Source organism: Ruegeria sp. CI1 (assembly GCF_056536925.1).
Genome location: NZ_JBQFQP010000008.1, coordinates 45,624 through 67,894 on the forward strand (window position 1 = coordinate 45,624; position 22,271 = coordinate 67,894).

The 22,271-nt window shown below is 55.1% G+C and carries 20 protein-coding genes and 1 pseudogene; 10 read left to right on the forward strand and 11 right to left on the reverse strand.

Annotated features, from left to right (window positions below; translation table 11 throughout):
- The first annotated feature begins 10 nt into the window (after positions 1-10).
- On the forward strand, positions 11-907 hold the full coding sequence (gene rpoH / locus ACR0LZ_RS11075; protein WP_480749867.1) for an RNA polymerase sigma factor RpoH: 897 nt from the start codon (positions 11-13) through the stop codon (positions 905-907).
- Between the two features lie 79 nt (positions 908-986).
- Here the strand turns inward: rpoH and ACR0LZ_RS11080 are convergent, their stop codons facing one another.
- A complete protein-coding gene (locus ACR0LZ_RS11080; protein ID WP_480749869.1) occupies positions 987-2,165 on the reverse strand; it encodes a dipeptidase in 1,179 nt (392 codons plus the stop codon).
- Between the two features lie 135 nt (positions 2,166-2,300).
- Between ACR0LZ_RS11080 and ACR0LZ_RS11085 the strand changes: the two genes are divergently transcribed.
- Complete coding sequence (locus ACR0LZ_RS11085; RefSeq protein WP_480749870.1) at positions 2,301-2,570, forward strand: DksA/TraR family C4-type zinc finger protein; 270 nt, start codon at positions 2,301-2,303, stop codon at positions 2,568-2,570.
- Between the two features lie 234 nt (positions 2,571-2,804).
- On the opposite strand, the gene ACR0LZ_RS11090 is transcribed toward ACR0LZ_RS11085, so the two are convergent.
- From ACR0LZ_RS11090 to ACR0LZ_RS11100, 3 genes are read right to left on the reverse strand one after another with little or no spacing between them, the layout of a single operon-like run.
- Positions 2,805-4,625: a M3 family oligoendopeptidase gene (locus tag ACR0LZ_RS11090; RefSeq protein ID WP_480749871.1), complete on the reverse strand. Its 1,821-nt coding sequence runs from the start codon at positions 4,623-4,625 to the stop codon at positions 2,805-2,807.
- 51 nt (positions 4,626-4,676) lie between these two features.
- Positions 4,677-5,660, reverse strand: a complete 984-nt coding sequence (locus tag ACR0LZ_RS11095; protein ID WP_480749872.1) for an alpha/beta hydrolase — start codon at positions 5,658-5,660, stop codon at positions 4,677-4,679.
- A complete protein-coding gene (locus ACR0LZ_RS11100; protein ID WP_480749873.1) occupies positions 5,660-5,950 on the reverse strand; it encodes an SCP2 sterol-binding domain-containing protein in 291 nt (96 codons plus the stop codon). The genes ACR0LZ_RS11095 and ACR0LZ_RS11100 overlap by 1 nt, the downstream gene beginning before the upstream one ends.
- Positions 5,951-6,018: 68 nt before the next feature.
- Here ACR0LZ_RS11100 and ACR0LZ_RS11105 point away from each other — a divergent pair, with 68 nt between their 5' ends.
- From ACR0LZ_RS11105 to ACR0LZ_RS11125, 5 genes are all read left to right on the forward strand, one after another.
- Positions 6,019-6,588 (forward strand): tetratricopeptide repeat protein, encoded by a 570-nt coding sequence (locus tag ACR0LZ_RS11105; protein ID WP_480749874.1) that lies wholly within the window; start codon positions 6,019-6,021, stop codon positions 6,586-6,588.
- Between the two features lie 30 nt (positions 6,589-6,618).
- Complete coding sequence (locus tag ACR0LZ_RS11110; RefSeq protein WP_480749875.1) at positions 6,619-9,435, forward strand: helicase-related protein; 2,817 nt, start codon at positions 6,619-6,621, stop codon at positions 9,433-9,435.
- Between the two features lie 6 nt (positions 9,436-9,441).
- Positions 9,442-9,813: an RNA-binding S4 domain-containing protein gene (locus ACR0LZ_RS11115; RefSeq protein WP_480749876.1), complete on the forward strand. Its 372-nt coding sequence runs from the start codon at positions 9,442-9,444 to the stop codon at positions 9,811-9,813.
- A gap of 65 nt (positions 9,814-9,878) precedes the next feature.
- Complete coding sequence (gene fdxA, locus ACR0LZ_RS11120) at positions 9,879-10,217, forward strand: ferredoxin FdxA (protein ID WP_480749877.1); 339 nt, start codon at positions 9,879-9,881, stop codon at positions 10,215-10,217.
- A 282-nt stretch (positions 10,218-10,499) separates the two neighbouring features.
- On the forward strand, positions 10,500-11,009 hold the full coding sequence (locus ACR0LZ_RS11125; protein WP_480601378.1) for a CarD family transcriptional regulator: 510 nt from the start codon (positions 10,500-10,502) through the stop codon (positions 11,007-11,009).
- An 84-nt stretch (positions 11,010-11,093) separates the two neighbouring features.
- On the opposite strand, the gene cobS is transcribed toward ACR0LZ_RS11125, so the two are convergent.
- Complete coding sequence (gene cobS, locus ACR0LZ_RS11130; RefSeq protein ID WP_480749878.1) at positions 11,094-11,828, reverse strand: adenosylcobinamide-GDP ribazoletransferase; 735 nt, start codon at positions 11,826-11,828, stop codon at positions 11,094-11,096.
- Between the two features lie 109 nt (positions 11,829-11,937).
- Here cobS and cobT point away from each other — a divergent pair, with 109 nt between their 5' ends.
- Complete coding sequence (gene cobT, locus ACR0LZ_RS11135) at positions 11,938-12,951, forward strand: nicotinate-nucleotide--dimethylbenzimidazole phosphoribosyltransferase (protein WP_480749879.1); 1,014 nt, start codon at positions 11,938-11,940, stop codon at positions 12,949-12,951.
- 53 nt (positions 12,952-13,004) lie between these two features.
- On the opposite strand, the gene ACR0LZ_RS11140 is transcribed toward cobT, so the two are convergent.
- The gene (locus tag ACR0LZ_RS11140) at positions 13,005-14,879 is read right to left on the reverse strand and encodes a monovalent cation:proton antiporter-2 (CPA2) family protein (protein ID WP_480749880.1); all 1,875 of its coding nucleotides are present in this window, start codon (positions 14,877-14,879) and stop codon (positions 13,005-13,007) included.
- Between the two features lie 18 nt (positions 14,880-14,897).
- Positions 14,898-15,353 (reverse strand): Lrp/AsnC family transcriptional regulator, encoded by a 456-nt coding sequence (locus ACR0LZ_RS11145; RefSeq protein WP_480750006.1) that lies wholly within the window; start codon positions 15,351-15,353, stop codon positions 14,898-14,900.
- Between the two features lie 148 nt (positions 15,354-15,501).
- On the opposite strand from ACR0LZ_RS11145, the gene hppD reads away from it, so the two are divergent.
- Positions 15,502-16,602, forward strand: a complete 1,101-nt coding sequence (gene hppD, locus ACR0LZ_RS11150) for a 4-hydroxyphenylpyruvate dioxygenase (protein ID WP_480749881.1) — start codon at positions 15,502-15,504, stop codon at positions 16,600-16,602.
- A 91-nt stretch (positions 16,603-16,693) separates the two neighbouring features.
- Here the strand turns inward: hppD and ACR0LZ_RS11155 are convergent.
- Positions 16,694-17,130: pseudogene (locus tag ACR0LZ_RS11155) on the reverse strand (MerR family DNA-binding protein).
- Positions 17,131-17,161: 31 nt separating this feature from the next.
- The gene (locus ACR0LZ_RS11160) at positions 17,162-19,312 is read right to left on the reverse strand and encodes a hypothetical protein (protein ID WP_480749882.1); all 2,151 of its coding nucleotides are present in this window, start codon (positions 19,310-19,312) and stop codon (positions 17,162-17,164) included.
- Positions 19,313-19,342: 30 nt separating this feature from the next.
- Here ACR0LZ_RS11160 and ACR0LZ_RS11165 point away from each other — a divergent pair, with 30 nt between their 5' ends.
- On the forward strand, positions 19,343-20,173 hold the full coding sequence (locus tag ACR0LZ_RS11165) for an SIMPL domain-containing protein (RefSeq protein ID WP_480749883.1): 831 nt from the start codon (positions 19,343-19,345) through the stop codon (positions 20,171-20,173).
- A gap of 7 nt (positions 20,174-20,180) precedes the next feature.
- Here ACR0LZ_RS11165 and ACR0LZ_RS11170 read toward each other — a convergent pair whose 3' ends face one another.
- Complete coding sequence (locus ACR0LZ_RS11170) at positions 20,181-20,888, reverse strand: GNAT family N-acetyltransferase (protein ID WP_480749884.1); 708 nt, start codon at positions 20,886-20,888, stop codon at positions 20,181-20,183.
- Positions 20,889-20,908: 20 nt separating this feature from the next.
- Positions 20,909-22,201 carry an O-acetylhomoserine aminocarboxypropyltransferase/cysteine synthase family protein gene (locus ACR0LZ_RS11175; protein WP_480749885.1) on the reverse strand — a complete coding sequence of 431 codons (1,293 nt, stop codon included), beginning with the start codon at positions 22,199-22,201 and terminating at the stop codon, positions 20,909-20,911.
- Between the last annotated feature and the right edge of the window lie 70 nt (positions 22,202-22,271).

The window sequence follows — 22,271 nt, forward strand, 5'->3', positions numbered from 1 at the left end:
GGACACGGACATGGCGAATTATGCAAATCTGCCAGCCCCGACGCCGGAAGGCGGCCTGAACCGCTATATGCAGGAAATCCGCAAGTTTCCTCTACTTGAACCGGAAGAAGAATACATGCTGGCCAAGCGTTGGGTCGAAGAGCAGGATGCTGAGGCCGCTCACAAGATGGTGACGTCCCACCTGCGTTTGGCGGCCAAGATCGCAATGGGATACCGTGGTTATGGCTTACCACAGGCCGAGGTGATTTCCGAGGCCAACGTCGGTCTCATGCAAGCCGTAAAGCGGTTTGATCCTGAGAAGGGTTTCCGTCTGGCGACCTATGCGATGTGGTGGATCCGCGCATCGATCCAGGAGTACATTCTGCGCTCCTGGTCGCTGGTCAAGCTTGGCACGACTTCAGCGCAGAAGAAGCTGTTCTTCAACCTTCGCAAGGCCAAGGCCCGTATCGGTGCGTTGGAGGAGGGCGACCTACGCCCGGAAAATGTTGCGCAGATTGCAAACGATCTTGGAGTGTCTGAAGAAGACGTGATCAGCATGAACCGCCGCATGTCAGGCGGGGATGCATCACTAAACGCAACTGTCGGCACCGAAGGCGACAGCGCCATGCAGTGGCAGGACTGGTTGGAAGATGAAGATGCGGATCAGGCCGGAGATTATGAGGCGCGTGACGAGTTGGAGGCGCGGCGCGAACTTCTGGCTGCGGCCCTTGATGTTCTGAACGACCGTGAAAAAGACATCCTCACCCAGCGCCGCCTGATGGATCAGCCGGTGACCCTGGAGGATCTGAGCACGCAATACAATGTAAGCCGAGAGCGCATTCGCCAGATTGAAGTGCGGGCTTTTGAAAAACTGCAAAAGAAAATGCGCGAACTTGCCCGTGAAAAGGGCATGCTCAACGGTATCTGATTGGGCGCTGGTGACTCCGTACCCCCAACAGGTTTAAGACTTGGTGGGGGAATTTTGAAGGTGCTGCCGACTCCAATGTTCAACGCAACCTTGTGCGCAAAACACGTAGCATGTTTTCGCCCATAACCTTGCGGATCTGAGGTACCGTCAACCCTTCGTCCAAAAGTGCAGACGTCAGCGCCGCGAGTTCGGATGTGTCGAATGCCGTTTCGACCGATCCGTCAAAATCCGATCCCAGCGACACGTGGTCTTCACCCACAGTTGCCACAGCGACCCGTATCATCTCTGCTATCCCGGCGGGAGAGTTATCACCACAGGTCACTTCGGCCCAATAACCCATTCCGATGACGCCATCAGTGGCTGCAATCTGCTGCATCAATTCGTCGGGAAAGTTACGTTTAACCGCGCAGTGCCCATGCAGTCCGCCATGACTAACAATCACGGGAATGTCCGTCATGGCCAAAACCTCTCGTGCGACTTGTGGGCTGGAGTGGGCCAGATCGATTAGCACTGGCCTCCGCGCCAACTCCGCAACCACCGCACGGCCAAAGTCGGTCAATCCGGAATTCGACTTCCCATGCAAAGAGCCGCCCAAGTCATTGTCGAAAAAGTGTTGAAGGCCAAACACCCGATGCCCGGCATCATAGATTGCATCAAGATTGGCGAGATCGCCCTCTAGGGGATGAGCGCCTTCTATCCCCAATACGCCTCCGATAACCATTTCCCCGTTGGCGCGGGCGTTCAAAACCGCGTCCAGATCTGCGGTTGACTTGATGATCTTCAGGCGGCCATCAGATTCAGCTTCGAACTTATGTAATTTCTCGGCTTGATAGATTGCGCGCTCTTTCAAGCTGGCCCAGGTCCGCAGCGGCCACATTTGAGCGATAGCGAGTAAGGTGATGTTGTCGAAAGCATCTGATGAGTTGCTGTCATAGTTCTGGCCGGCGGGTGATTTGGTAACTGCGGTAAAGACTTGCAGTGCAACGTTCCCTTCGGCTAGTCGCGGAACGTCTACTTGCCCGCGAGTGCCGGCTTTGTTTAGATCTCGGCTCCAGAGCAGGGGATCGGCATGCAGATCCTCAACGATCAGCGTCTCATGCAACGTAGCACCCGCGTCGGAAACCGGATAAGGCGCGTGGTCGATCACGCTGTTACGTGTGTCTTCAACATAGGCTGGAAGAAACCCGAAAAAAACAATGAAGCTGGACACAACAACTATGATGAACAGACCGCCAAGCAATTTCAGAAATCTGCGCATCACTGCCCTCCGTCACTGACACTTCACAGTAACTGGGTGTCACCGCAAATAAAGCCTGACTTGGCGTCGGTTTCGTCACCAGCTTGAAACGGCCTTGAAAGCCTGTAAGCATGAATGACGCAAGGGAGGAGCGATATGGCAGGTGGATGGGCGCGCGACGGCGCGGTGAGCGAACAGATAGAGGCGTCGATCAACGACGAACTGGCGCGAATGCAAGCGCATAAACGTCCTGTAGGCGAGAGCCTGACACATTGCGCTGAATGCGAAGAGCCAATTTCTGAACAACGTCGAGCAGCCCAGCCTGGAGTAAAGCTGTGTATAGATTGTCAGCAAGAGAGGGACAGCGCATTCAAGGCCCGCGGTGGCATCAACCGCCGAGGATCCAAAGACAGCCAGCTGAAATGAGTTAACGGTGGTTTCTGCGTCGTCGCCAGCGGCGAAAGAGATCGACATCCATCGCCGCGACCATAATACCCAGCGGGATCATCCAGAATCCGAGCACAGGCAGGAAACCCAAAACTCCTCCAAGAATGAGTAGAAAACCCACGACAATCCTCAAGCCACGCGGCACATTGCGGCGGATACGAACCAGGGCAGGGCGCAGACGCGTCCTCAGCGCAGCCCAACGCCCTTGTTTGTTCACTCTTCCATCGCCTCCAACTCGTCAATGAAGCCCGATATCATGTTCAGGCCCTTGTCCCAGAATTTGGGATCGCTTGCATCAAGGCCGAAAGGAGCCAGCAACTCCTTATGGTGCTTCGATCCACCCGCTTTCAGCATATCGAAATAGAGGTCTTCAAAGCCGGATTTGCCCTCGGCGTAAACCGTGTAGAGCGCGTTCACCAGACCATCGCCAAATGCATAAGCGTAGACGTAGAAGGGCGAGTGCACAAAATGCGGGATATAGGCCCAGAAAGTTTCATACCCGTCCATGAACTCGAATGCGGGGCCAAGGCTCTCTGCCTGCACGCTCATCCATAGTGCATTGATGTCGTCTGGTGTGAGCTCGCCTCCACGGCGCGCCTCATGCAGTTTGCACTCGAAGTCGTAGAATGCGATCTGTCGGACGACAGTGTTGATCATATCCTCAACCTTGCCGGCCAACAGAACCTTGCGTTGCTCGCTGGTTCCAGCCTTTTCGAGCATCTTGCGGAAGGTCAACATCTCTCCGAATACGCTGGCGGTTTCGGCCAGAGTCAGCGGAGTCGATGACAACATTTCGCCTTGTCCGGCAGCCAGAACCTGATGCACGCCATGCCCCAACTCGTGGGCCAATGTCATCACATCGCGAGGCTTGCCCAAGTAGTTGAGCATCACATAAGGATGCACCTCGGTCACGGTCGGATGGGCGAACGCGCCGGGGGCCTTACCGGGTTTGACGGCGGCGTCGATCCAACCTTTTGAAAAGAATGGGGATGCGATTTCGCCCATGCGTGGGTCGAAGGCGTTATATGCCTCCATTACGGTTTTTTCAGCCTCGGCCCAGTTGACGACACGCGTGTCCTCCATCGGAAGCGGAGCGTTGCGGTCCCAGACCTGCATCTTGTCCAGACCCAGCCATTTACGTTTTAGCTCATAGTACCGGTGGCTGAGCTTGGGATAGGCGGCAACCACCGCTTTGCGCAGGGCTTCGACTACCTCGGATTCCACGTCGTTTGACAGGTGCCTGCCTGTTTGCGCCGTCGGCATCTTGCGCCAGCGATCTATGATCTCTTTTTCCTTTGCCTGGGTGTTGTGAACACGGGCGAAGGTCTTGATGTTGTCTGCGAAGACACTAGCCAGTTCTCGTGCCGCAACCTCGCGTTTGGTGCGGTCCTGCTCGGTGAGCAGGTTCAGAGTGCCTTCAATGTTCAGGCTCTCGCCATCGACGGAAAAGGTCAGCCCGGCAATGGTTTCGTCGAACAGCTTCTCCCACGCATCACCGACCGCGCCGAGATCATGCAGGAATTTTTCCAGTTCATCCGACAACTGATACGGTTTCATCGCGCGAATACGGCGAAAGACGGGTTCATAGCGCGCTAGCTCTGCATTGGCCGAGAAATGCTCCTTAAGCGTCTTTTCTTCGATCCGATTCAGCTCCAGCGTGAAAAAGACCAGTGGCGTTGTGAAGACGGTGATCTGTTCCTGGCAATCTGACAGAAATTTCGCGCGTTCAGCATCGGTGGTAAGTTGATAGTACCGCAAGCCGGCAAACGACATGATCCGCCCGGCGATAGAACTGATTTTTTCGTTTCGTTGGACGCAGAGTAGCAGTTGATCGGCATCCAAACCTGCTAACTTGTTTTCATAATCTGCAGCAAAGGATGGGCATTCTTTTTCCAGCCAGTTCAGATCCCGTGCCAGTTCGGGGGCATCCTTCGACGTGTAGAGGTCCGTCAGGTCCCATTCCGGCAAGTCGCCAAGATCCTTTGTTCCTCCGTTGGCATTGGCATCTTGTAAAGGAAAGGGAAGGTTGAGCATTGAACACCTCATGAAACTGCGTTGCACACATCTAAGCGTGACGACAGAAGATCACAAGCGAGGCATATTGGGGCGCGTCAGCCCTTCAATTGAGTTTTCGTATTGGAACACTGAGGCGATCTTATCGAACACCGGACCTCTGACTTCGGGGGATTCCATAAGTACCTCGTGTTCACCGCCTGGAATCTCAACCAAAGTACCCTTAGGCCAATTCGCCATCCGCGCCCGGATGGCTTTCCGGTCAACGATTTGTTCATGACTGCCGAGAAAAGTAACGCAAGGAAGGTCCGGCGCGGGTTGTGCCATCAGATAGTCGCACTCGGTCAAAGCCTCGCGCAGCCAAAGCGTAGACGGTGCCCCAAGCGCCAGTTCCGGATGGGCTGCCAACTGGTCCTTCATCATCTGATACATATCCGGATCGCGCGTTAGTACATTACCTTCAAACGGCTGTGTCACGACATAACTCTCCAGCGACGTCGTAGGCGGCGTTTTATGCCCCAAGCCGAATTTTGGTCCCCAATAAGCCGTCACCCAACTGAGTGGTTTCATAATCGGGGTAAAGAAAATTCCCCACATCGGCCCGGTAAAGGCGCAGGCTGAAAAGCTGTCGCTCTCCATGACCGCGCGCAGTCCGATGGCGCCGCCCATCGAGTGGCCAACCAGGTACCAGGGTCTGGGCAATGCCAGTTCTAAAGCCAGATCAAGGACAGCCGACAGGTCTTTTTGGTAGTCCGAAAAATGACCTACATGCCCGATGCGTGGGTCGCTAAGCAGTCTTTGCGCCAACCCCTGTCCACGCCAGTCCACGGCAAGGCAGGCAAATCCGCGCCTGACGAATTCACGCGCGGTTTCTGCGTATTTCTCTATGTATTCGGTGCGACCCGGTAAGATCATTATAGTTCCGTGCGAAACCTCGTCAGGCCGCCAGAGGCCCACGCGGATACGGATGCCGTCAGATGTCTGAACCCAATGGGCGTACCCGCCAGCTGGTTCGCCGGCCACGTCGGAAAAGTAGGGGGCCGGCGACAGAATCATCAGGCCAGAACCGATGCCAGTTGCATCGCGACACCCATATCGCCGTCAATTGTCAGCTTGCCTGACATGAATGCGCCTGTCGGGTTCAGTTCACCGCTGAGAATCTGTTCGAATGTGTCGGCATCGGCACTTAGGGTCACGTCGGCATCTTCGTCGCTGACGCGCGCTCCGTCAGTGTCCAGAACGATTGAACCCATTTCTGCAATAGAAAACTTTGCTGAAGCACCGAAAGCGCCGCCCGCCAGTTTGTCGTTCAGTGCGGCCGCGGCCTTCTCTAATACGTCGCTCATTTTTTCCTCATATTGATACGGCGCCGTGATTGGACTTACTCTGACGCCACGCTACAGTGACTCTTGTTATGAGCTTTGAATATCCCAATCTCAAACCTATCGTCGCGGCAATCGCGTTCATAGTCACGTTTTCCGGAATGAGCGTGGCGCAGGACTCGGATTCAAGCGATGAAGCCAAGTTGCTGGGCGAGTTGTTGCTGGCCGATCCGGTGCAGTCGATTCATATTGATCGCCAGTTGCAGGCGCTTTGGGCCAAGTCAGGGTCTGCTTCGGCCGATTTCCTGCTTGAAAGAGGTCGCGAAGCGTTGGAAATCGGTGATATTGAGACCGCTATTGAACATTTGACTGCCCTAACAGATCACGCGCCCGATTTTGCCGAAGGTTGGCATGCTCGCGCATCCGCGTTTTTTGGGTTGCAGCGATACGGTTTGGCGCTGTCAGATCTCGAGCGGGCGCTGGCGCTTAATCCCAATCACTATGACGCGATTTTCGGTTTGGGGTTGATCTTTGAGGCCTTGAACCAGCCAGAAAAAGCCTTCGACATCTATTCGCGTGCGTTGGCTATACATCCCAGCCACGAGGAAGTAACCAAAGCCGTGAATCGGTTGAAGCCCCAGGTGGCGGGCAAATCACTCTAGATCGCCCTGGATGCGGGGCAGGGGGCATAGGTGAACGGGTCAACCCGAATCGTGGCTGTTCTGGGCCCGACCAACACAGGCAAAACACACTATGCCATTGAACGGATGCTGGGGCATCGCACCGGGGTGATTGGTCTGCCGCTGCGTCTATTGGCGCGTGAGGTTTATGACAAGATCGTTGCGATTCGCGGGCCATCGGTTGTGGCGCTAGTGACGGGCGAAGAAAGGATCGTGCCGCCGCGTGCTCAGTATTGGGTCTGCACAGTAGAGGCGATGCCGGAAGGAATGGGAGCGGACTTCGTCGCAGTGGATGAAATCCAACTTTGTGCGGATCCTGAGCGAGGGCATGTGTTTACAGATCGGTTGCTTCGCGCACGGGGTACACACGAGACGCTGTTTCTGGGGTCCGACACCATGCGCGGCCCGATCACCGCACTTGTCCCGCAAACACAGTTCGTGCGCCGCGAACGTATGTCGCAACTGATATATTCAGGTTCCAAAAAGATCAGCCGGATGCCGCCGCGCAGTGCGATTGTCGGTTTCTCGGTTGAGAATGTCTATGCCATTGCTGAATTGCTGCGCCGACAGAAAGGTGGCGCAGCCGTGGTGATGGGGGCCCTTAGCCCGCGCACCCGCAACGCACAGGTAGCGCTCTACCAAAATGGCGAGGTTGACTATCTGGTGGCGACAGATGCCATTGGCATGGGGCTGAATCTGGATGTGAATCACGTAGCTTTCTCGGCGCTAAGCAAGTTTGATGGAAGGCGAATGAGACCCTTGGCACCGAATGAGTTGGCACAGATTGCCGGCCGGGCAGGGCGCGGAATGTCAGACGGTACATTTGGCGTTACAGGCGAGGCGCCACAGTTGGAAGAAGGTGTGGCCCTGGCAATAATGGAAAGCCGCTTTGCGCCTCTCAAAAAGCTGAACTGGCGAAACGAGGCTCTGCGGTTCGGCTCGATTGACACTTTAATCACCTCTCTTGAGGTTGCTCCGGACAGCGACCATCTGATCAAGGCACGGCCTGCCGATGATCTTAACGTGTTGAAATCTCTTTCCCAAGTGACTGAGGTAGCTGCGCGCGCCAGCGATGGCTCTTCGGTTCGGTTGTTGTGGGATGTATGCCGCATTCCGGACTTTCGAGGCATCAGCCATGCTGAACATGCCACCCTTTTAGAGGTTATCTACGGCAATCTGCACGAGCACGGCGCCATTCATGAGGACTTCATGGCGCGGCAAATCCGCCGTATTGACAGAACTGACGGCGACATAGATGCACTTTCCAGACGACTGGCATATATTCGCACATGGATATACGTCGCCCAGCGGAATGGCTGGGTTCGTGACGAATCGCATTGGCGCGCCGAAACGCGCGCTGTAGAAGACAGGGTGTCAGACGCTCTTCACGAACGTTTGACACAAAGATTTGTGGATCGGCGCACTTCCGTGTTGTTGCGCCGGCTCAAGCAGAAGGAGGCCCTTTTGGCCGAGGTTAATGACAAGGGTGAAGTGACCGTCGAAGGAGAATTCGTTGGTCGTTTGGAAGGCTTCCGGTTCAGCCCGGACAAAAGCGCACAAGGGGCCGAAGCGAAGGCACTGAAATCGGCGTCTTTGCAGGCTCTGGCACCGCAATTCCATCTACGCGCCGACCGCTTCTACAATGCTCCCGATACCGAGATTGATTTCACCGAACAGGGTGGCCTTATGTGGGGCGAGTACGCCGTAGGCAAACTTGTCTCGGGTGCCGAACCGCTCAAACCGCAGGTTGAAGTGTTTGTGGATGAGGCTGCAGGCCCGGATGTGCAGCAAAAGGTACAACGCCGTTTGCAGCATTTCATTGACCGAAAAATTTCTGCGCTTTTTGAACCGCTTTTGACCTTGTCGCGGGATGAGGAGTTGACCGGGCTAGCACGCGGGTTTGCGTTCCGAATGGTCGAAGCCTTTGGGATTCTCCCGCGTGCTCAGGTTGCGCAAGAGGTCAAGGATCTGGACCAGGACGCGCGCGGCGCACTTCGCAAACATGGTATCCGCTTCGGACAATTCACCATCTTTATGCCGTTGTTGCTGAAACCCGCCCCGACGCGGTTGAGGCTGGTTTTGTGGTCACTAGCAGAAGGTTTGCAGGAATTCCCCGAGGCGCCGCCGCCTGGTTTGGTGACTGTTCCTACTGCAATTGATGCACCAGATGGCTACGACACCGTGTGCGGTTATCGCGTAGCAGGCGAACGTTCGATTCGCATCGACATGCTGGAGCGTCTGGCGGATATGCTGCGTTCCGAGGACAGCCGGGGCGGGTTCGAAGCCAAAGCCGATATGCTTTCGATCACTGGTATGACATTGGGTCAGTTTGCCGAGTTGATGAAGGGGCTGGGCTATAGTGCCGAGCGCGGCGAGCGCCCCAAGATCAAACCAGCGGCAACGGAGACCGTTTCAGAGCCTGCTACGACGGAAGTGCCAGATCAGGCGGAGGCTGCAGAAGAGCAAGAAAGCGGGGCCGTAGAGGCAGAGAACTCTGAACCTTCGGAAATAACAGAGGTCGCAGAGGTCACTGAGACAGTAGCCGCCCTCCCGACTGAGGGTGAGCCCGAGAATGAGGTTTTTTATACGTTTGTGTGGGGTCGCCAGCGTCAAACCAACCGCGGGCCACGCCGGGAGCAGCGCACGGGTCCGGGCAAAGGCAAACCACGCGGAAAGCCTCAGGATGGACGAGGGAAGCCGCAAGGAAAAAAAGGCGGCAAACATCTGCAGGGTGCCAAGACCTTCTCTTCCCGTCCTCCGAAAAAAGAAAAAGCCATCGATCCGGACAACCCCTTTGCTGCGTTGATGGCGCTCAAGGAAGGTAACTGACCAGATATGGGCGAGGCTCAGGCCAAGCTTCGTATCGACAAATGGCTTTGGCATGCGCGTTTTTTCAAGACGCGCAGCCTGGCTGCCAAGTTGGTTGGCTGCGGTCACGTCCGCGTAAATGGAAGCCAGGTACTAAAACCTGCCTATGGCGTTGGACTTGGCGATGTTCTCACCTTCGCCCAGGGCCGCGATATTCGCGTCGTTCGTATCGCGGCCTTGGGTACAAGGCGTGGTCCGGCGCCTGAGGCACAAACGTTGTACGAGGATTTGGCGGAAAAGCGGGACGAACCTCAGGCAAATCCGAAATTCGAGGGAAAAGGTCGCCCAACTAAGAAGGATCGACGCAAGCTTGATCTTTCTCGACCTGATGAGGGGTGATCTTCCCTTGAAGAGCGGGCAAGTCTGTTTTAGCTAGTCGCCAAAGTGTAAACGGGATTCCGACCATGACCTATGTTGTCACCGAAAACTGTATTGGCTGCAAATATACCGACTGTGTCGAAGTCTGCCCTGTGGATTGTTTCTATGAAGGTGAAAACACACTGGTCATTCACCCCGATGAATGCATCGACTGTGGAGTGTGTGAGCCGGAATGCCCTGCCGACGCAATTCGTCCTGACACCGAACCGGGGATGGAGCAGTGGGTCGAATTCAACCGCAAATATGCCGAGCAGTGGCCGGTGATTGTGACCAAGAAGGATCCTCTGCCAGATGCCGAGGAACGTGACGGAGAAGAAGGCAAAATGGAGAAGTATTTCTCCGAAACGCCGGGCGAAGGCGGTTGAGTGATTCGGCGTTGATCGTCATGAAGTGATCAAGAGTACCATTGTCGGATCCTTGAAAACAAAGCGCTTCCCTACGTATTACGCTGGGTCAACTTCCAGTGGTCGGATTTTTATGGTATGATTGGTGTCACAAGATGACAGAGATCGGGATGTGCTCCGTAAGTGTGTATGCTTTGGAGTTGTAAATTAGTGACATGGACACCGCCAGCCGGGGCTGAACCAATGCCCCGAATGGTTGTTTTCGTCGTCTGCATGTCGATCTCCAACCAAGGAAAAATGTGAATGACAAAGTCGAAGAAGCTCGAATTCCGCCCGAACGAGTATGTTGTGTATCCGGCGCATGGCGTTGGACAGATCATTTCGATCGAAGAGCAGGAAGTCGCCGGGTTCACACTCGAGCTGTTCGTGATTTCCTTTGAAAAGGACAAGATGACCCTTCGTGTACCGACCAACAAGGCCACCGAGTCCGGCCTGCGATCGCTCAGTTCACCTGATGTGATTAGTCAGGCAATGAAGACACTGAAGGGTAAAGCCAAGGTTAAACGCGCCATGTGGTCTCGTCGCGCGCAAGAGTACGAGCAAAAGATCAACTCGGGAGATCTGATCTCGATCGCCGAAGTGGTTCGCGACCTTCACCGCACAGATGACCAGCGCGAGCAAAGCTATTCAGAGCGTCAGCTTTATGAAGCTGCGCTGGAACGGTTAACTCGTGAGGTCGCCGCTGTATCCGGCGGGGATGAGATGTCGGCTGCCAAGCAGGTGGACGATGTCCTGACTTCGCGCGCTGCGTAACATAGCCATTATAAGACAAAGGCCGCCCCGTTTCGGGCGGTCTTTTTTTGTGGTTGCGGAAATGCCCTGATCATGTGTCTTTCGTCAGGTTTGCGCAGCCAGTGCCAAAAGAAAAGCGATTTCGCTCAGTGCCTGCGTAGCCCCGAGTATATCACCCGTCTGCCCGCCGATTTTCGATTTGGCTATCACTGCGAGGGTATAGGCCGTGGCGCTCGCGCAGAGAGCAGGGAGCAGGAATGCAGTACCACTCAGGACAAAGCAAAAAACAAGGGCAACTCCCAGACCAGCTATCCAAGTGGCTTTTGAGGGTCGTCCAACCCGATGGCTGAGACCAGAAATTCGAGCGTTGGGTAAAACTCCCATTGAGATTGGCATCAAGGCCCGCGACCAGATTGCGGCCGCAAGAAGCGACCACAAGGCTCCTGCGGCTATGAGTGCAGCAACAGCCGAGATCCGCAGAAACTGGGACAGGATCAGCGCCAGGACCCCATATGTGCCGATATGGCTGTCCTTCATGATCTCCAACCGTCTTTCTGGGGAAAAACCGCCCCATAACCCGTCTGCGGTATCTGCCAAGCCGTCCTCGTGCATCGCGCCCGCGCAGAGGATCAGGACCGCAACAACCAAACCGCCGCTTACCCACGATGAAAGCCCAATGGCGACTGCGATCTGGCCGACAGTGCAGGCCAGCGCCCCCAGAACCAGGCCAACAACTGGAAACGCCCATGCGGCTCGCTTCTGACGAGCAAACACCCAGTCAGGGAGCCTTGGAATCGGCAGGCGTGTCAGCAGGACGAGTGCAAGGGCAACATCCCACACCAAAAAAGTTCTCGTGTCGTTTTTTGTCACATCCAGGCCTTTCGGGGTGTTGCGGCAACGGATGCAGTGGTTAAACACGCAGCACCACTCCGATGCAACGAGGCTTTCCATGCTGCCCGAACTCTCCGATTTGAATACATTTCGTGCATTTCTCTCCGATGCACCTGGTCCAGATATCGAAGCGGTCAAAGGGGCGGAAGAACGCAATGGGCAGTTGACGAAACCGCCGGGGGCGCTTGGGCGGCTGGAAGAACTGGCCATCTGGTATGCTGGTTGGCGAGGGAATGCACGGCCAGTAATCGAAGCGCCACAGGTCATCGTATTTGCAGGAAACCACGGTGTTACGGTGCAAGGGGTGTCGGCATTTCCACCGGAAGTGACCGAGCAAATGGTTTTGAATTTCCAGCATGGTGGCGCTGCGATCAATCAGTTGGCAAAGGCAGCGGGAGCAAAGTTGGATGTCTGTGCGCTTGAGCTGGATCGGCCAACTGAGGATTTTACCAAGGCGTCCGCGATGGCTGAAGACGACCTTTTGATGGCGCTGCGGACCGGCTGGCATGCGGTCAGTCCGAATTCGGATCTTCTGGTTGTAGGTGAAATGGGGATCGGAAACACGACACCAGCGGCTGCTATCGCTTGTGCCTTGTTTGGTGGAGAAGCTGTAGACTGGACCGGGCGTGGCACCGGTGTCGATGATGCTGGACTTGCTAATAAAACACGCGTCGTGGCCGAAGGTGTTGCCCTGCATGGTGACAGCGGGGATGGCATCGAAATCTTGCGTAGGCTAGGTGGACGCGAAATCGCGGCGATGGCAGGTGCAATCGCTGCCGCGCGGGTGTTGCGCATTCCCGTCATCCTGGACGGTTTTATCTGTTCGGCGGCCGCGGCGTGCCTGGAATACACGGTACCTGGTGCGCTGAAACATACCGTTGCCGGGCACCAGAGCGCCGAGGGCGCACATGGCGCAGTTTTGGCACAGCTGAACAAGGAGCCGCTGTTGTCCCTTGGTCTTCGATTGGGCGAGGGGTCGGGCGCGGCGCTGGCAATGCACATTCTGAAAAGCGCTGTCGCATGCCATTCGGGTATGGCGACTTTTGCCGAAGCAGGTGTATCGGACGGCTGAACCGCCTGTCTGTCTAGGGCGGGCCGCATTTGCATTGGCCCGTCGGATGACGATCAAGCAGTTTTCTTGGCATGTTCCTCGGCCAGTTCCAACAGCGCTGTTTCGAGGTCTTTCTCTAGAAGCTGAGCCCGTTCGATGTACTTCTTGTTCTCGGCGGTCGGCATGCCGGGTACCCACAGATCCGCCAAATCCCGGATCGTGTTGCGGTCGTGGCGATAGAATGTCTTTTCAGCCTGCGCGGCCTCGTACTCACTGAGGCCGACATTCTCTAGAACATAGCGTCCTGCGCGCAATGCTCCGTCAAACATTTCGCGAACGATGTCGTCAGCCCCGGCTTGATAGAGTTCGTAGACGTGATTGCGGTCACGGGCACGAGCGATAATGTGAAGGTCAGGTCGCTGTCTGCGGGCGTATGTCACCAGACGCGTCACCATCTTCGGATCATCCATGGCTGCCACCAGAACCTGCGCCTTTGCGAGCCCGGCTGCGCGAAGCAGTTCCGGTCGGGTTGGGTCTCCTAGAAAGCCTTTGACTCCGAAGCGACGCATCAACTGGATCGTTTCAATATTGTGATCCAAAACGATGGTCTTGAAACCACTGGCTTGTACCAACCGATTAACGATCTGCCCGAACCGCCCAATGCCTGCTATAATTACCGGGCCTGCTTCGTCGATCTTGTCTGGTTCGGGTGTCGGGATTTTGTCCCGCATGTTTCGAGACAGGATGTCGTAGACAATAAACAAAAGCGGTGTGATCAGCATAGTCAGGGCAATGACCATCAGAAGCTTTTGCGACAAGTCTGGCGGAATGACGTTTTGTTTGGTGGAAAACGCCAGCAGAACGAAACCGAATTCACCTGCTTGGGCCAATCCAAGGGTGAAAAGCCAGCGATCCCGCCCTTTGAGTTTGAATGCACGACCTACGACGTAGAGAATGATACCTTTGGCCAGTATTACCAGTAACGCCAGCCCGATCAGGTCCAACGGATCGCGGAAGAAATAGGCGATGTCGATCCCTGCGCCGACAGTAATGAAAAACAGCCCCAGCAGCAGGCCTTTGAAGGGTTCAAGGTCACTTTCCATTTCATGGCGGAATTCAGAACTGGCCAGAACCACGCCAGCAAGAAATGAACCGAGTGCAGGAGACAGCCCAACCAACGTCATCAGGAAAGAAATGCCCACCACGATCATTAACGCCAGGGCCGTGTACATTTCGCGCAGCCGCGTGGAGTGAATGAAGCGAAACAAGGGTCGGGTTAGATAGACGCCAGCGAGAACAACAAATACAATCGCTCCAATCGTTACCAAGGTCACTGCCCAGCCCGGCAAACCGTCTACCAGTGAAAGGGCCTGATGATGGCCGCTATCACTACCTCCGCGGCTGATGGAACCGTCGTTTTGTATCCGTGCACCAGGGCTGATGGCGAGCAATGGAAGGAAGGCGAGGATGGGAATGACCGCGATGTCTTGCGTGAGCAACACGGAAAATGTCGCCCGCCCGCCGTTGGTTTGCATCAGTCCCTTTTCCGAAAGGGTCTGCAGCACGATGGCCGTCGACGACAAGGACAGCGTCAGCCCGACGGCCAAGGCGATCGACCACGAATGTCCGGCAATCATAGCTACCACCATGATCGCAAGCGAAGATACCCCGACCTGGAGCCCGCCAAGCCCCAGAAGCTTGTCGCGCATATCCCAAAGTGCTTTGGGTTCAAGCTCCAAGCCGATCAGGAACAGCATCATGACGACACCGAACTCGGCAACGTGCTGGAGGCTGGCTGTTTCTGCGCCGACCAACCCCAGAATCGGTCCAATGACAATGCCGGCGGCCAGATAGCCCAGTACCGATCCCAATCCCAGACGTGCCGAAAGCGGTACCGCTATTACCGCCGCCGCCAGATAAATCGAAGCCTGGTAGAGGAAATTTTCCATTGGTGCCCTTTCCGGCGTTCAAATAGGCAGGGGAGCGTCCCGTTTCAATTGGTCCATAACGATCTGGCTTTGTACCCGCGCAACTGCAGGATGGGGCAGGATTACCTCGTGAAGCAACCGATTGAGAGCAGGAAGATCGTCGCAATAGACGTGTAGGAGATAATCCGCTTCTCCTGTCATCGTCCAGGCACTGGTGATCTCTGGTCGCGAATGGACCATGCGGGCGAATCCGGCGGACTGGTCAGGACCGTGAGTGCCAAGGTGCACCTGAATAAAGCCCTGAACATGCAGGCCTAGTTTCAAGGGATCCAGTTTGGCCGCATAGTTGGTGATGTATCCTTCTGCTTCAAGCCTTTGTCGGCGGCGACCTGCCTGGCTAGGCGACAAATTCAACATCTCTCCCAACTGATGTGAGGTTAGGTGAGCGTTCTTTTGCAGTGCTGCCAGAAGTTTCGAGTCTATTGAATCCAGCATGTGCGTCATTTTCTCTTTTTTCTGAATGATAGTGCGCGAAACGCGCGTGTAAACATCTGGGTAAGCTAAAAATTGCGCAAAACTAGCATCTAGAAAGGCGTATTCTCGAATCAGCTAAATTGAACCCGTCCTAACATGGAGAAGCCGCATGGGCCCCTTTCCACACAATGCCCCCAAGTCTGCTATCAGCGCTGATAACCCCGCTGGCACGGATGGGTTCGAGTTTGTCGAATTCGCTCATCCCGAACCGCAGGAACTGCGTGATTTGTTTTCCAAGATGGGGTTCGAACTGGTAGCCCGCCACAAGAACAAGCCCTTGGTCGAACTCTGGCAGCAAGGCGACGTGACGTATATCCTGAATGCCGATGTGAACAGCTTTGCTGCAAAATTCGTCGAGGAACACGGCCCATGCGCCCCGGCGATGGCTTGGCGTGTTGCGGATGCGCGGGACGCCTATGAGCATGCAGTCTCGAAAGGTGCCGAGCCGTATGATGCCGCCGACAAAACAATGAATGTACCCGCCATAAAGGGCATTGGTGGCTCTCTGATATATTTCATCGACCAATACTACGATACTTCACCCTACAACGCAGAGTTCGAGTGGCTCAAGCAATCCAAACCGCGTGGCGACGGGTTCTATTACCTCGATCACCTGACTCACAATGTCTTCAAGGGCAACATGGACAAGTGGTTCAAGTTCTATGGCGATCTGTTCAACTTCAAGGAAATCCGTTTCTTTGACATTCAAGGCAAGTTTACCGGGTTGTTCAGTCGCGCACTGACATCGCCATGTGGCCGCATCCGCATCCCGATCAATGAAGACCGCGGCGAAACGGGCCAGATCGTGGCCTATCTGAAGAAGTACAAGGGTGAAGGGATCCAGCACATCGCGGTGGGTACTGATGATATATACGATTCGACAGACGCAATCGCGGCCAAGGGTTTGAAATTCATGCCCGGCCCGAACGAGGCCTATTATGACATGTCCTATGAACGTGTCACGGGTCATGGCGAACCCAAGGATCGAATGATGAAACATGGTATCCTGATCGATGGGGAAGGCGTGATTGACGGCGGTGAGACCAAAATTCTGCTTCAGATTTTCTCGAAAACCGTAATTGGCCCAATCTTCTTTGAGTTCATCCAGCGAAAAGGCGATGACGGATTTGGTGAGGGCAACTTCAAGGCGCTTTTCGAGTCAATCGAGCGCGAGCAGATCGAAACTGGTGAGATTCACGCTGCGGAATAGACAGATATGGGACGCGAGTTGGAAAAACAGGCCCGAAAAAGAAAAGCGTCGCGCTCCCTCGCGTGGCGTTTTTTTGCGACGGAGCCATGGGCTATTTCATGACGTCTGCAGTACCAACGTGATCAGTCAAACAAACGGAATGGTCGCGCAGGACTTCCAGAACACGACAGCCACTTCCCCATTGTCGTCACATTCAATGATCATGCGTTGGAGTTCCGTTTCCAGTGCCTAAAAGCGCGCCGTGCGTCGTTACACTTAGACCGGTTTCCTTTGCGCAATTGTATCTTTTCTGCTGCAGGGCTGAACTGGTTTGTCGGCCAAGTCCAGCTATTCCCGGATTGCACCCAACGGGAAGCCCAGTTCTTGTGCATGCCGGATCAAGGCAAGGCGATCGACGTCCCGGCATGTATTGCGACGTTGGCACCCCTCAATTCGCTCGGGTTCGCGCTTCAGGTCGATCTGCTCGCAATATCGGATTGTCTGCACCTCGGTGCGAGTTCTACGAGACCAGGTTCCGATAGGCAGCATCAACGGGATTCTACAAGAGAAAGACGGGAACTCAGCCTTTAGGCATGTCCAGCGTTACTTTTCGGCCGTTTTTTTGATAGTGTAATTCGCTGTCGCCAATGGCGACGATCTTCCCGCCGTCGATCCGGTCGCCGACTTTGACCTTTTTGTACCGCCCGCTCGGCAGTCGGATCAAAGCTCGACGGTTGGCCGGGGTTCCATATACGCCGATCAAGTTGAGACGCCGAAGGTTGAGCGCATTGTCTAGCGTTGCCTGACGGGCAACTGATGCTGTTGAAGGGATTTTCGGCGTAACGGATATTGCTGCAAAACTGCCTGCTTCCTCGGAAGATGCAGAACTGTCCTGACCGCCTGACGCTCCAAGTGTGCTGTTTGTTGCCGCGGACACTGAGGCCGTTACAGGTGCCAGACCTTTCGGGCGGATCTTTGGTTTCAAAGCGACAACAACAGCAAGAGCTGTTGGTGCGTTGTCAATCGTCGGATCGGTCTGGAGGGATTCGGGGCGCAATTTGGGGCGCAGCCCGGCCAATTCTTCGACCGAGCGCCCACCAAGTTGCTGGCGTTCACTATTCTCTACAAGTGTATCGGGGCGCAGCTTCGGCTTGAACCCGCCAAGGCGAACTAGGGTTTCATCTATTTCCGGTTTGGATTCAGTCCGTTCGGGTGGCGGCGGCGGTACGGTCGAGGGCCGTCCCAAATAGATTATCACCCCATCCGGATTGAGCGTTCCTTCGGGCGTTGCAGTCACCAGCCCTCGAGAGTCTAGTTCAAATTTCGCTCCAGCCGTGCCTGGGAGGCTTACCTGACCAAGAGGATAGTCGGTATTAAACGAATCTGCATCAGGTAAAGCGATGGCATCTTGCGACAGGTCGGCGGTATCGATTGAGGCCACGTAAAGATCATTAAGGGACGTGTCGATCTCAGGATCCAAAGGCGGTAACGGATCGTCACTCCAGACACCACTCTCTGCATAAAGTGAGTCTTCTACTTCTGGATTGACGTCAACCACATCAACTGACTGGGGTTCGACCCGCAAAGCGTCGAGAACTGCGCTGTCTGTGACGGATAACACCGGCGTTCCCGCCGTTTCGGGAATGCCCTGATCGACAACCACATGTGGCCCTTCATCGGGATCGGCAGGGTTGAACCGCTCGGATACTTCTAATGGCGGGTTCTGGAGGTCAGGAACGGCATCGGGACCAGTGCTCGTCCCAACTACAAGCCAACCCGCCAAACCTGTGACGACAAACATTGATGCGGCAATGGCCGTAATCGTTAAAAGACGATTTTTGCGCCCTGAGTTTCTTGCGCCGAAGATTGTCAATCTCTCCGCCTCATTCGGCGGTGATTTCGGCACGATTGGCGCCTGAAATACCGCAGCTGGTGCCGAGTCGGCGATCGGATGTATTGTAGGTTGGTGCGGTCGCTGCAGTTTAGTAGTGTGCGGTTTTTCTACGGGTTTTGTTGGAGTTGGCTCGGCGCTGTTTCCTGTGTTTTCCTGTTCGACTTCGGGTAGATTTGGGCGTCGGCACGATGTGAATCCTACGGTGTCTTGTCGCCCTGTTGCCGGTCCGACGGGGCCTTGGACTAAAGGAACAGAGATTTCTCGGTTCTGGGAAAGTGCATCCGAAGAAATTTCAAATTGCGGAATAGAGGCTTCCCCGACTATTTCGATTCGATCGTCGTCTGGCTCGATCGGTTCGTCAAATCCCAAAGCTGCTCCAAAGAACGGTTCATGTGGGAACATATCTGGTTTGGGCAATGCAACGTAGCTGACTGGTTGAAACTGGTGCTTTCTGGCAAATGCCTCTGCCTCGCTCAGTGTGACTTTGGCGACTGCGGCGACATGCGTAACCGTTCCCTCTTCTGCAGCGTCAAAGACCAGATCGTTCAGCCGATACGGAGTCGCGGATTCAAGTTCCGATTCAATCAGGACCTGTCTTTCGTCAACGGAGGCCGAACCGGTATCAATCGTCAGATATCTGATCTGATCGTCGGGAAGCACCACCTTGCAGCGTGTGTCCAGTTCGAGCAACGTGGCCTTCTCCAATAGAGTTGCCAGAACAGCGGTGAGGTCGGGATCGCTGGCGAATACATCCCCGACCCGCAACCAGCCCTGATCGGCTCGGTGCAGCAACGTGATCTTGTCGACCGACAACAGCAAAGCAAATGCGGGTTTCATGCTCTGGAAATACCGTAAACCTCAGATCATGTGCAGACGGTATCGTGTCCACGTGCCGAGATTAGAGCAGGATGTCGCCGAGGGAAAGAAAAACACCAAATCTCCCCTTGTCCGGCAAAGCCCCGCGCACCCATCTTTATGACTGAAACAACAGGAGAAAGTGTTTTGAGGATATTGGTTTTTCTTATTGCAGTTTTGTTGGCAACAGCTGCAGGATTGGCGCACGCAGATGAAGGCCGTATCACGGTCAACGGAACCGGAACAGCTGAGGCAGCGCCAGATATGGCGACTATCACGTTAGGCGTTACCAACCAGAACACCGAAGCTGCCGCGGCAATGCGTGCGACATCAGATGCCGTGACTGCGATTCTGAACAGGCTCTTGGAACTAGAGATCGAGGAGCGTGACATCCAAACACGTGATCTATCTCTGTCCCCGGTTTGGGCTGGGCGTCATGGCCAGAATGATCAGGAGCCCAGAATAACTGGCTTTGTCGCGTCGAATCGGGTTGTCGTTCGGATTCGCGATCTTGATCGTTTGGGAGACATACTTGATGCGGTCATTCGCGACGGTGCAAATGATTTTGACGGGTTGAGCTTTGGAATGCAGGATCCAAAGCCGTTGGAGGCTGATGCGCGCGTCAAAGCGGTTGCTGACGCAATGGACAAGGCGAAACAGTTGGCTGATGCGGCGGGTATTTCGCTCGGCAAAGTCGTTGCCATCAACGATCACGGTGGAGGCGGTCGACCAATGATGCGTATGGCTGAGATGTCGATGGCCGATTCGGGCGGACTTCCAATCGCCGCCGGTGAGATAACGGTGGAAACTTCCGTGTCGATGGTATTTGAGATCGCGGAATAGTCCGCTTTCAACTCTCGCGGGCCAATAGCGCTGATTTCTGTTGGCCCGCGGCATCAAAATTTCCGGGGTCAAGCCAGGTTTGAAAGGTGCGCCGGATGCGCGGCCAGTCCTTATCGATAATGGCAAACCAGGCGGTATCCCGGTTCCGACCCTTGTAATGCGTCGCCTGACGGAACGTACCCTCATACCGGAACCCAAGACGTTCAGCTGCTCGACAGGACGGGCCGTTCAAAGCATCACATTTCCACTCATATCTGCGGTAACCTAGTTCATCGAAAACCCGGCGCATCATCAGATACATCGCCTCTGTCGACTCGGGACGGCGCTGAAGCAGGGGCGAGAAATGGATGTGCCCGACTTCAATTGCTCCGTGGTTGGGTTCGATGCGTAGATAACTGGCTATTCCGACTGGCATTCCCTCGACATTGGTTACGGTATGAAAAAGAGGATCGGCTCCCGAGCAGGAGTTGATCATCCAATCCAGAAAACTCGCCTGGGTGTCAAAAGGGCCATAGGGCAGATAGGTCCAGTTCCGCCCGTTCGCGTCTTGCGCATAGGCCCGGAATAATTCCGGACCGTGCGCGTTTACGTCCAAAGGCAGAACTGAACAGAACTGCCCATGCATTGCACTATGAGGCGGGAGAGGGCGCGGAAAACCGGTCGTGACCGGCTCTCCGATGGGTTGTCCAAATTTGTTAGTGCGCTGCTCCGTCATGGTACAATCGCCAGTAGCGTTCAGTCACACGCCTTTGCCAGCGCCTGATCCAAATCGGCAATCAGGTCGTCCGCATCTTCGATGCCGATGGAAAGGCGTACAACGTTTGGTCCCGCACCTGCGGCTTCCTGTTGCTCTACTGTCAACTGGCGGTGTGTTGTAGAGGCTGAGTGAATGATCAGCGAACGTGCATCTCCGAGGTTGGCCACATGACTGAAAATCTCGAGCGCGTTGACGAGCTTGACGCAAGCCTCATATCCGCCCTTGACTGCAAATGTGAACAAAGCTCCCGCTCCCTTGGGGTAATATTTTTTGACCCGATCATGATAAGGGGAAGAGGGCAGGCCAGCATAGGTCACATAGTCCACACGCTCATCCGTTTCGAGCCATGCCGCCACCTTCATCGCGTTTTCCACGTGGCGCTGCATCCTTAGAGAGAGTGTTTCGATGCCCATCAATGTATAGTGTGCCGCTTGTGGGTTCATTGTCATGCCCAGATCACGCAGGCCGATAGCGATGCTGTGAAACGTGAAAGCGAGGGGACCGAATGTTTCGTGAAACTTCAGCCCATGATAGGCTGGTTCGGGCGCGTTGAGCGAGGGAAATTTGTCACTGGCGGACCAATCAAACTGCCCGGAATCCACGATACAGCCACCAGTTACCGTACCATTGCCGGTAAGGTATTTCGTGGTCGAATGCACAACAAGCGTTGCACCTTGTTCGATCGGGCGGCAGAGGTACGGGGTGGCCGAAGTATTGTCCACAATTAGCGGAACGCCGGCTGCATCAGCGACATCTGCAAGCGACCGAATGTCAGTCACATAGCCTCCGGGATTGGCAACGGATTCACAAAACACGGCCCGAGTGTTTTCGTCGATTGCCTTTTTCACCGCGTCAAGGTCGTCGGTATCGACGAATTTGGCCGACCAACCGAACCGTTTTATCGTCTGGCTGAATTGAGTGACCGTTCCGCCATATAGGCGCGTCGATGCGACAACGTTGCAACCTGGTCCCATCAACGGAAACAGGGCCATGATCTGTGCCGCATGGCCCGACGAGCAGCAAACCGCGCCAACACCGCCTTCGAGTGTTGCGATGCGTTCTTGCAGAACCGCGACGGTCGGATTGGTCAGGCGCGAATAGATAAAGCCGACCTCTTGCAGGTCAAAAAGCGCTGCAGCGTGATCGGCATCGCGGAACACGTAGGCCGTGGTCTGATAAATCGGCGTCTGCCTTGCGCCGGTTGCCGGATCGGGGCGCGCTCCGGCATGAATTTGCAGCGTATCAAAGCCATAAGTCGGGCCGTTGGACATCATCTGGTCTCCCTTTGGAACATGCTTGGCGGAATCAGTAAGCTATAGCTTGCAGTTTCACAACGAACCC

Excerpts from the sequence above, each read along its gene's own strand:
- rpoH (WP_480749867.1), top strand. The coding sequence starts at position 11 with ATGGCGAATTATGCAAATCTGCCAGCCCCGACGCCGGAAGGCGGCCTG.
- ACR0LZ_RS11080 (WP_480749869.1), bottom strand. The coding sequence starts at position 2,165 with ATGCGCAGATTTCTGAAATTGCTTGGCGGTCTGTTCATCATAGTTGTT.
- ACR0LZ_RS11085 (WP_480749870.1), top strand. The coding sequence starts at position 2,301 with ATGGCAGGTGGATGGGCGCGCGACGGCGCGGTGAGCGAACAGATAGAG.
- ACR0LZ_RS11090 (WP_480749871.1), bottom strand. The coding sequence starts at position 4,625 with ATGCTCAACCTTCCCTTTCCTTTACAAGATGCCAATGCCAACGGAGGA.
- ACR0LZ_RS11095 (WP_480749872.1), bottom strand. The coding sequence starts at position 5,660 with ATGATTCTGTCGCCGGCCCCCTACTTTTCCGACGTGGCCGGCGAACCA.
- ACR0LZ_RS11100 (WP_480749873.1), bottom strand. The coding sequence starts at position 5,950 with ATGAGCGACGTATTAGAGAAGGCCGCGGCCGCACTGAACGACAAACTG.
- ACR0LZ_RS11105 (WP_480749874.1), top strand. The coding sequence starts at position 6,019 with ATGAGCTTTGAATATCCCAATCTCAAACCTATCGTCGCGGCAATCGCG.
- ACR0LZ_RS11115 (WP_480749876.1), top strand. The coding sequence starts at position 9,442 with ATGGGCGAGGCTCAGGCCAAGCTTCGTATCGACAAATGGCTTTGGCAT.
- fdxA (WP_480749877.1), top strand. The coding sequence starts at position 9,879 with ATGACCTATGTTGTCACCGAAAACTGTATTGGCTGCAAATATACCGAC.
- ACR0LZ_RS11125 (WP_480601378.1), top strand. The coding sequence starts at position 10,500 with ATGACAAAGTCGAAGAAGCTCGAATTCCGCCCGAACGAGTATGTTGTG.
- cobT (WP_480749879.1), top strand. The coding sequence starts at position 11,938 with ATGCTGCCCGAACTCTCCGATTTGAATACATTTCGTGCATTTCTCTCC.
- ACR0LZ_RS11140 (WP_480749880.1), bottom strand. The coding sequence starts at position 14,879 with ATGGAAAATTTCCTCTACCAGGCTTCGATTTATCTGGCGGCGGCGGTA.
- ACR0LZ_RS11145 (WP_480750006.1), bottom strand. The coding sequence starts at position 15,353 with ATGCTGGATTCAATAGACTCGAAACTTCTGGCAGCACTGCAAAAGAAC.
- hppD (WP_480749881.1), top strand. The coding sequence starts at position 15,502 with ATGGGCCCCTTTCCACACAATGCCCCCAAGTCTGCTATCAGCGCTGAT.
- ACR0LZ_RS11160 (WP_480749882.1), bottom strand. The coding sequence starts at position 19,312 with ATGAAACCCGCATTTGCTTTGCTGTTGTCGGTCGACAAGATCACGTTG.
- ACR0LZ_RS11170 (WP_480749884.1), bottom strand. The coding sequence starts at position 20,888 with ATGACGGAGCAGCGCACTAACAAATTTGGACAACCCATCGGAGAGCCG.
- ACR0LZ_RS11175 (WP_480749885.1), bottom strand. The coding sequence starts at position 22,201 with ATGTCCAACGGCCCGACTTATGGCTTTGATACGCTGCAAATTCATGCC.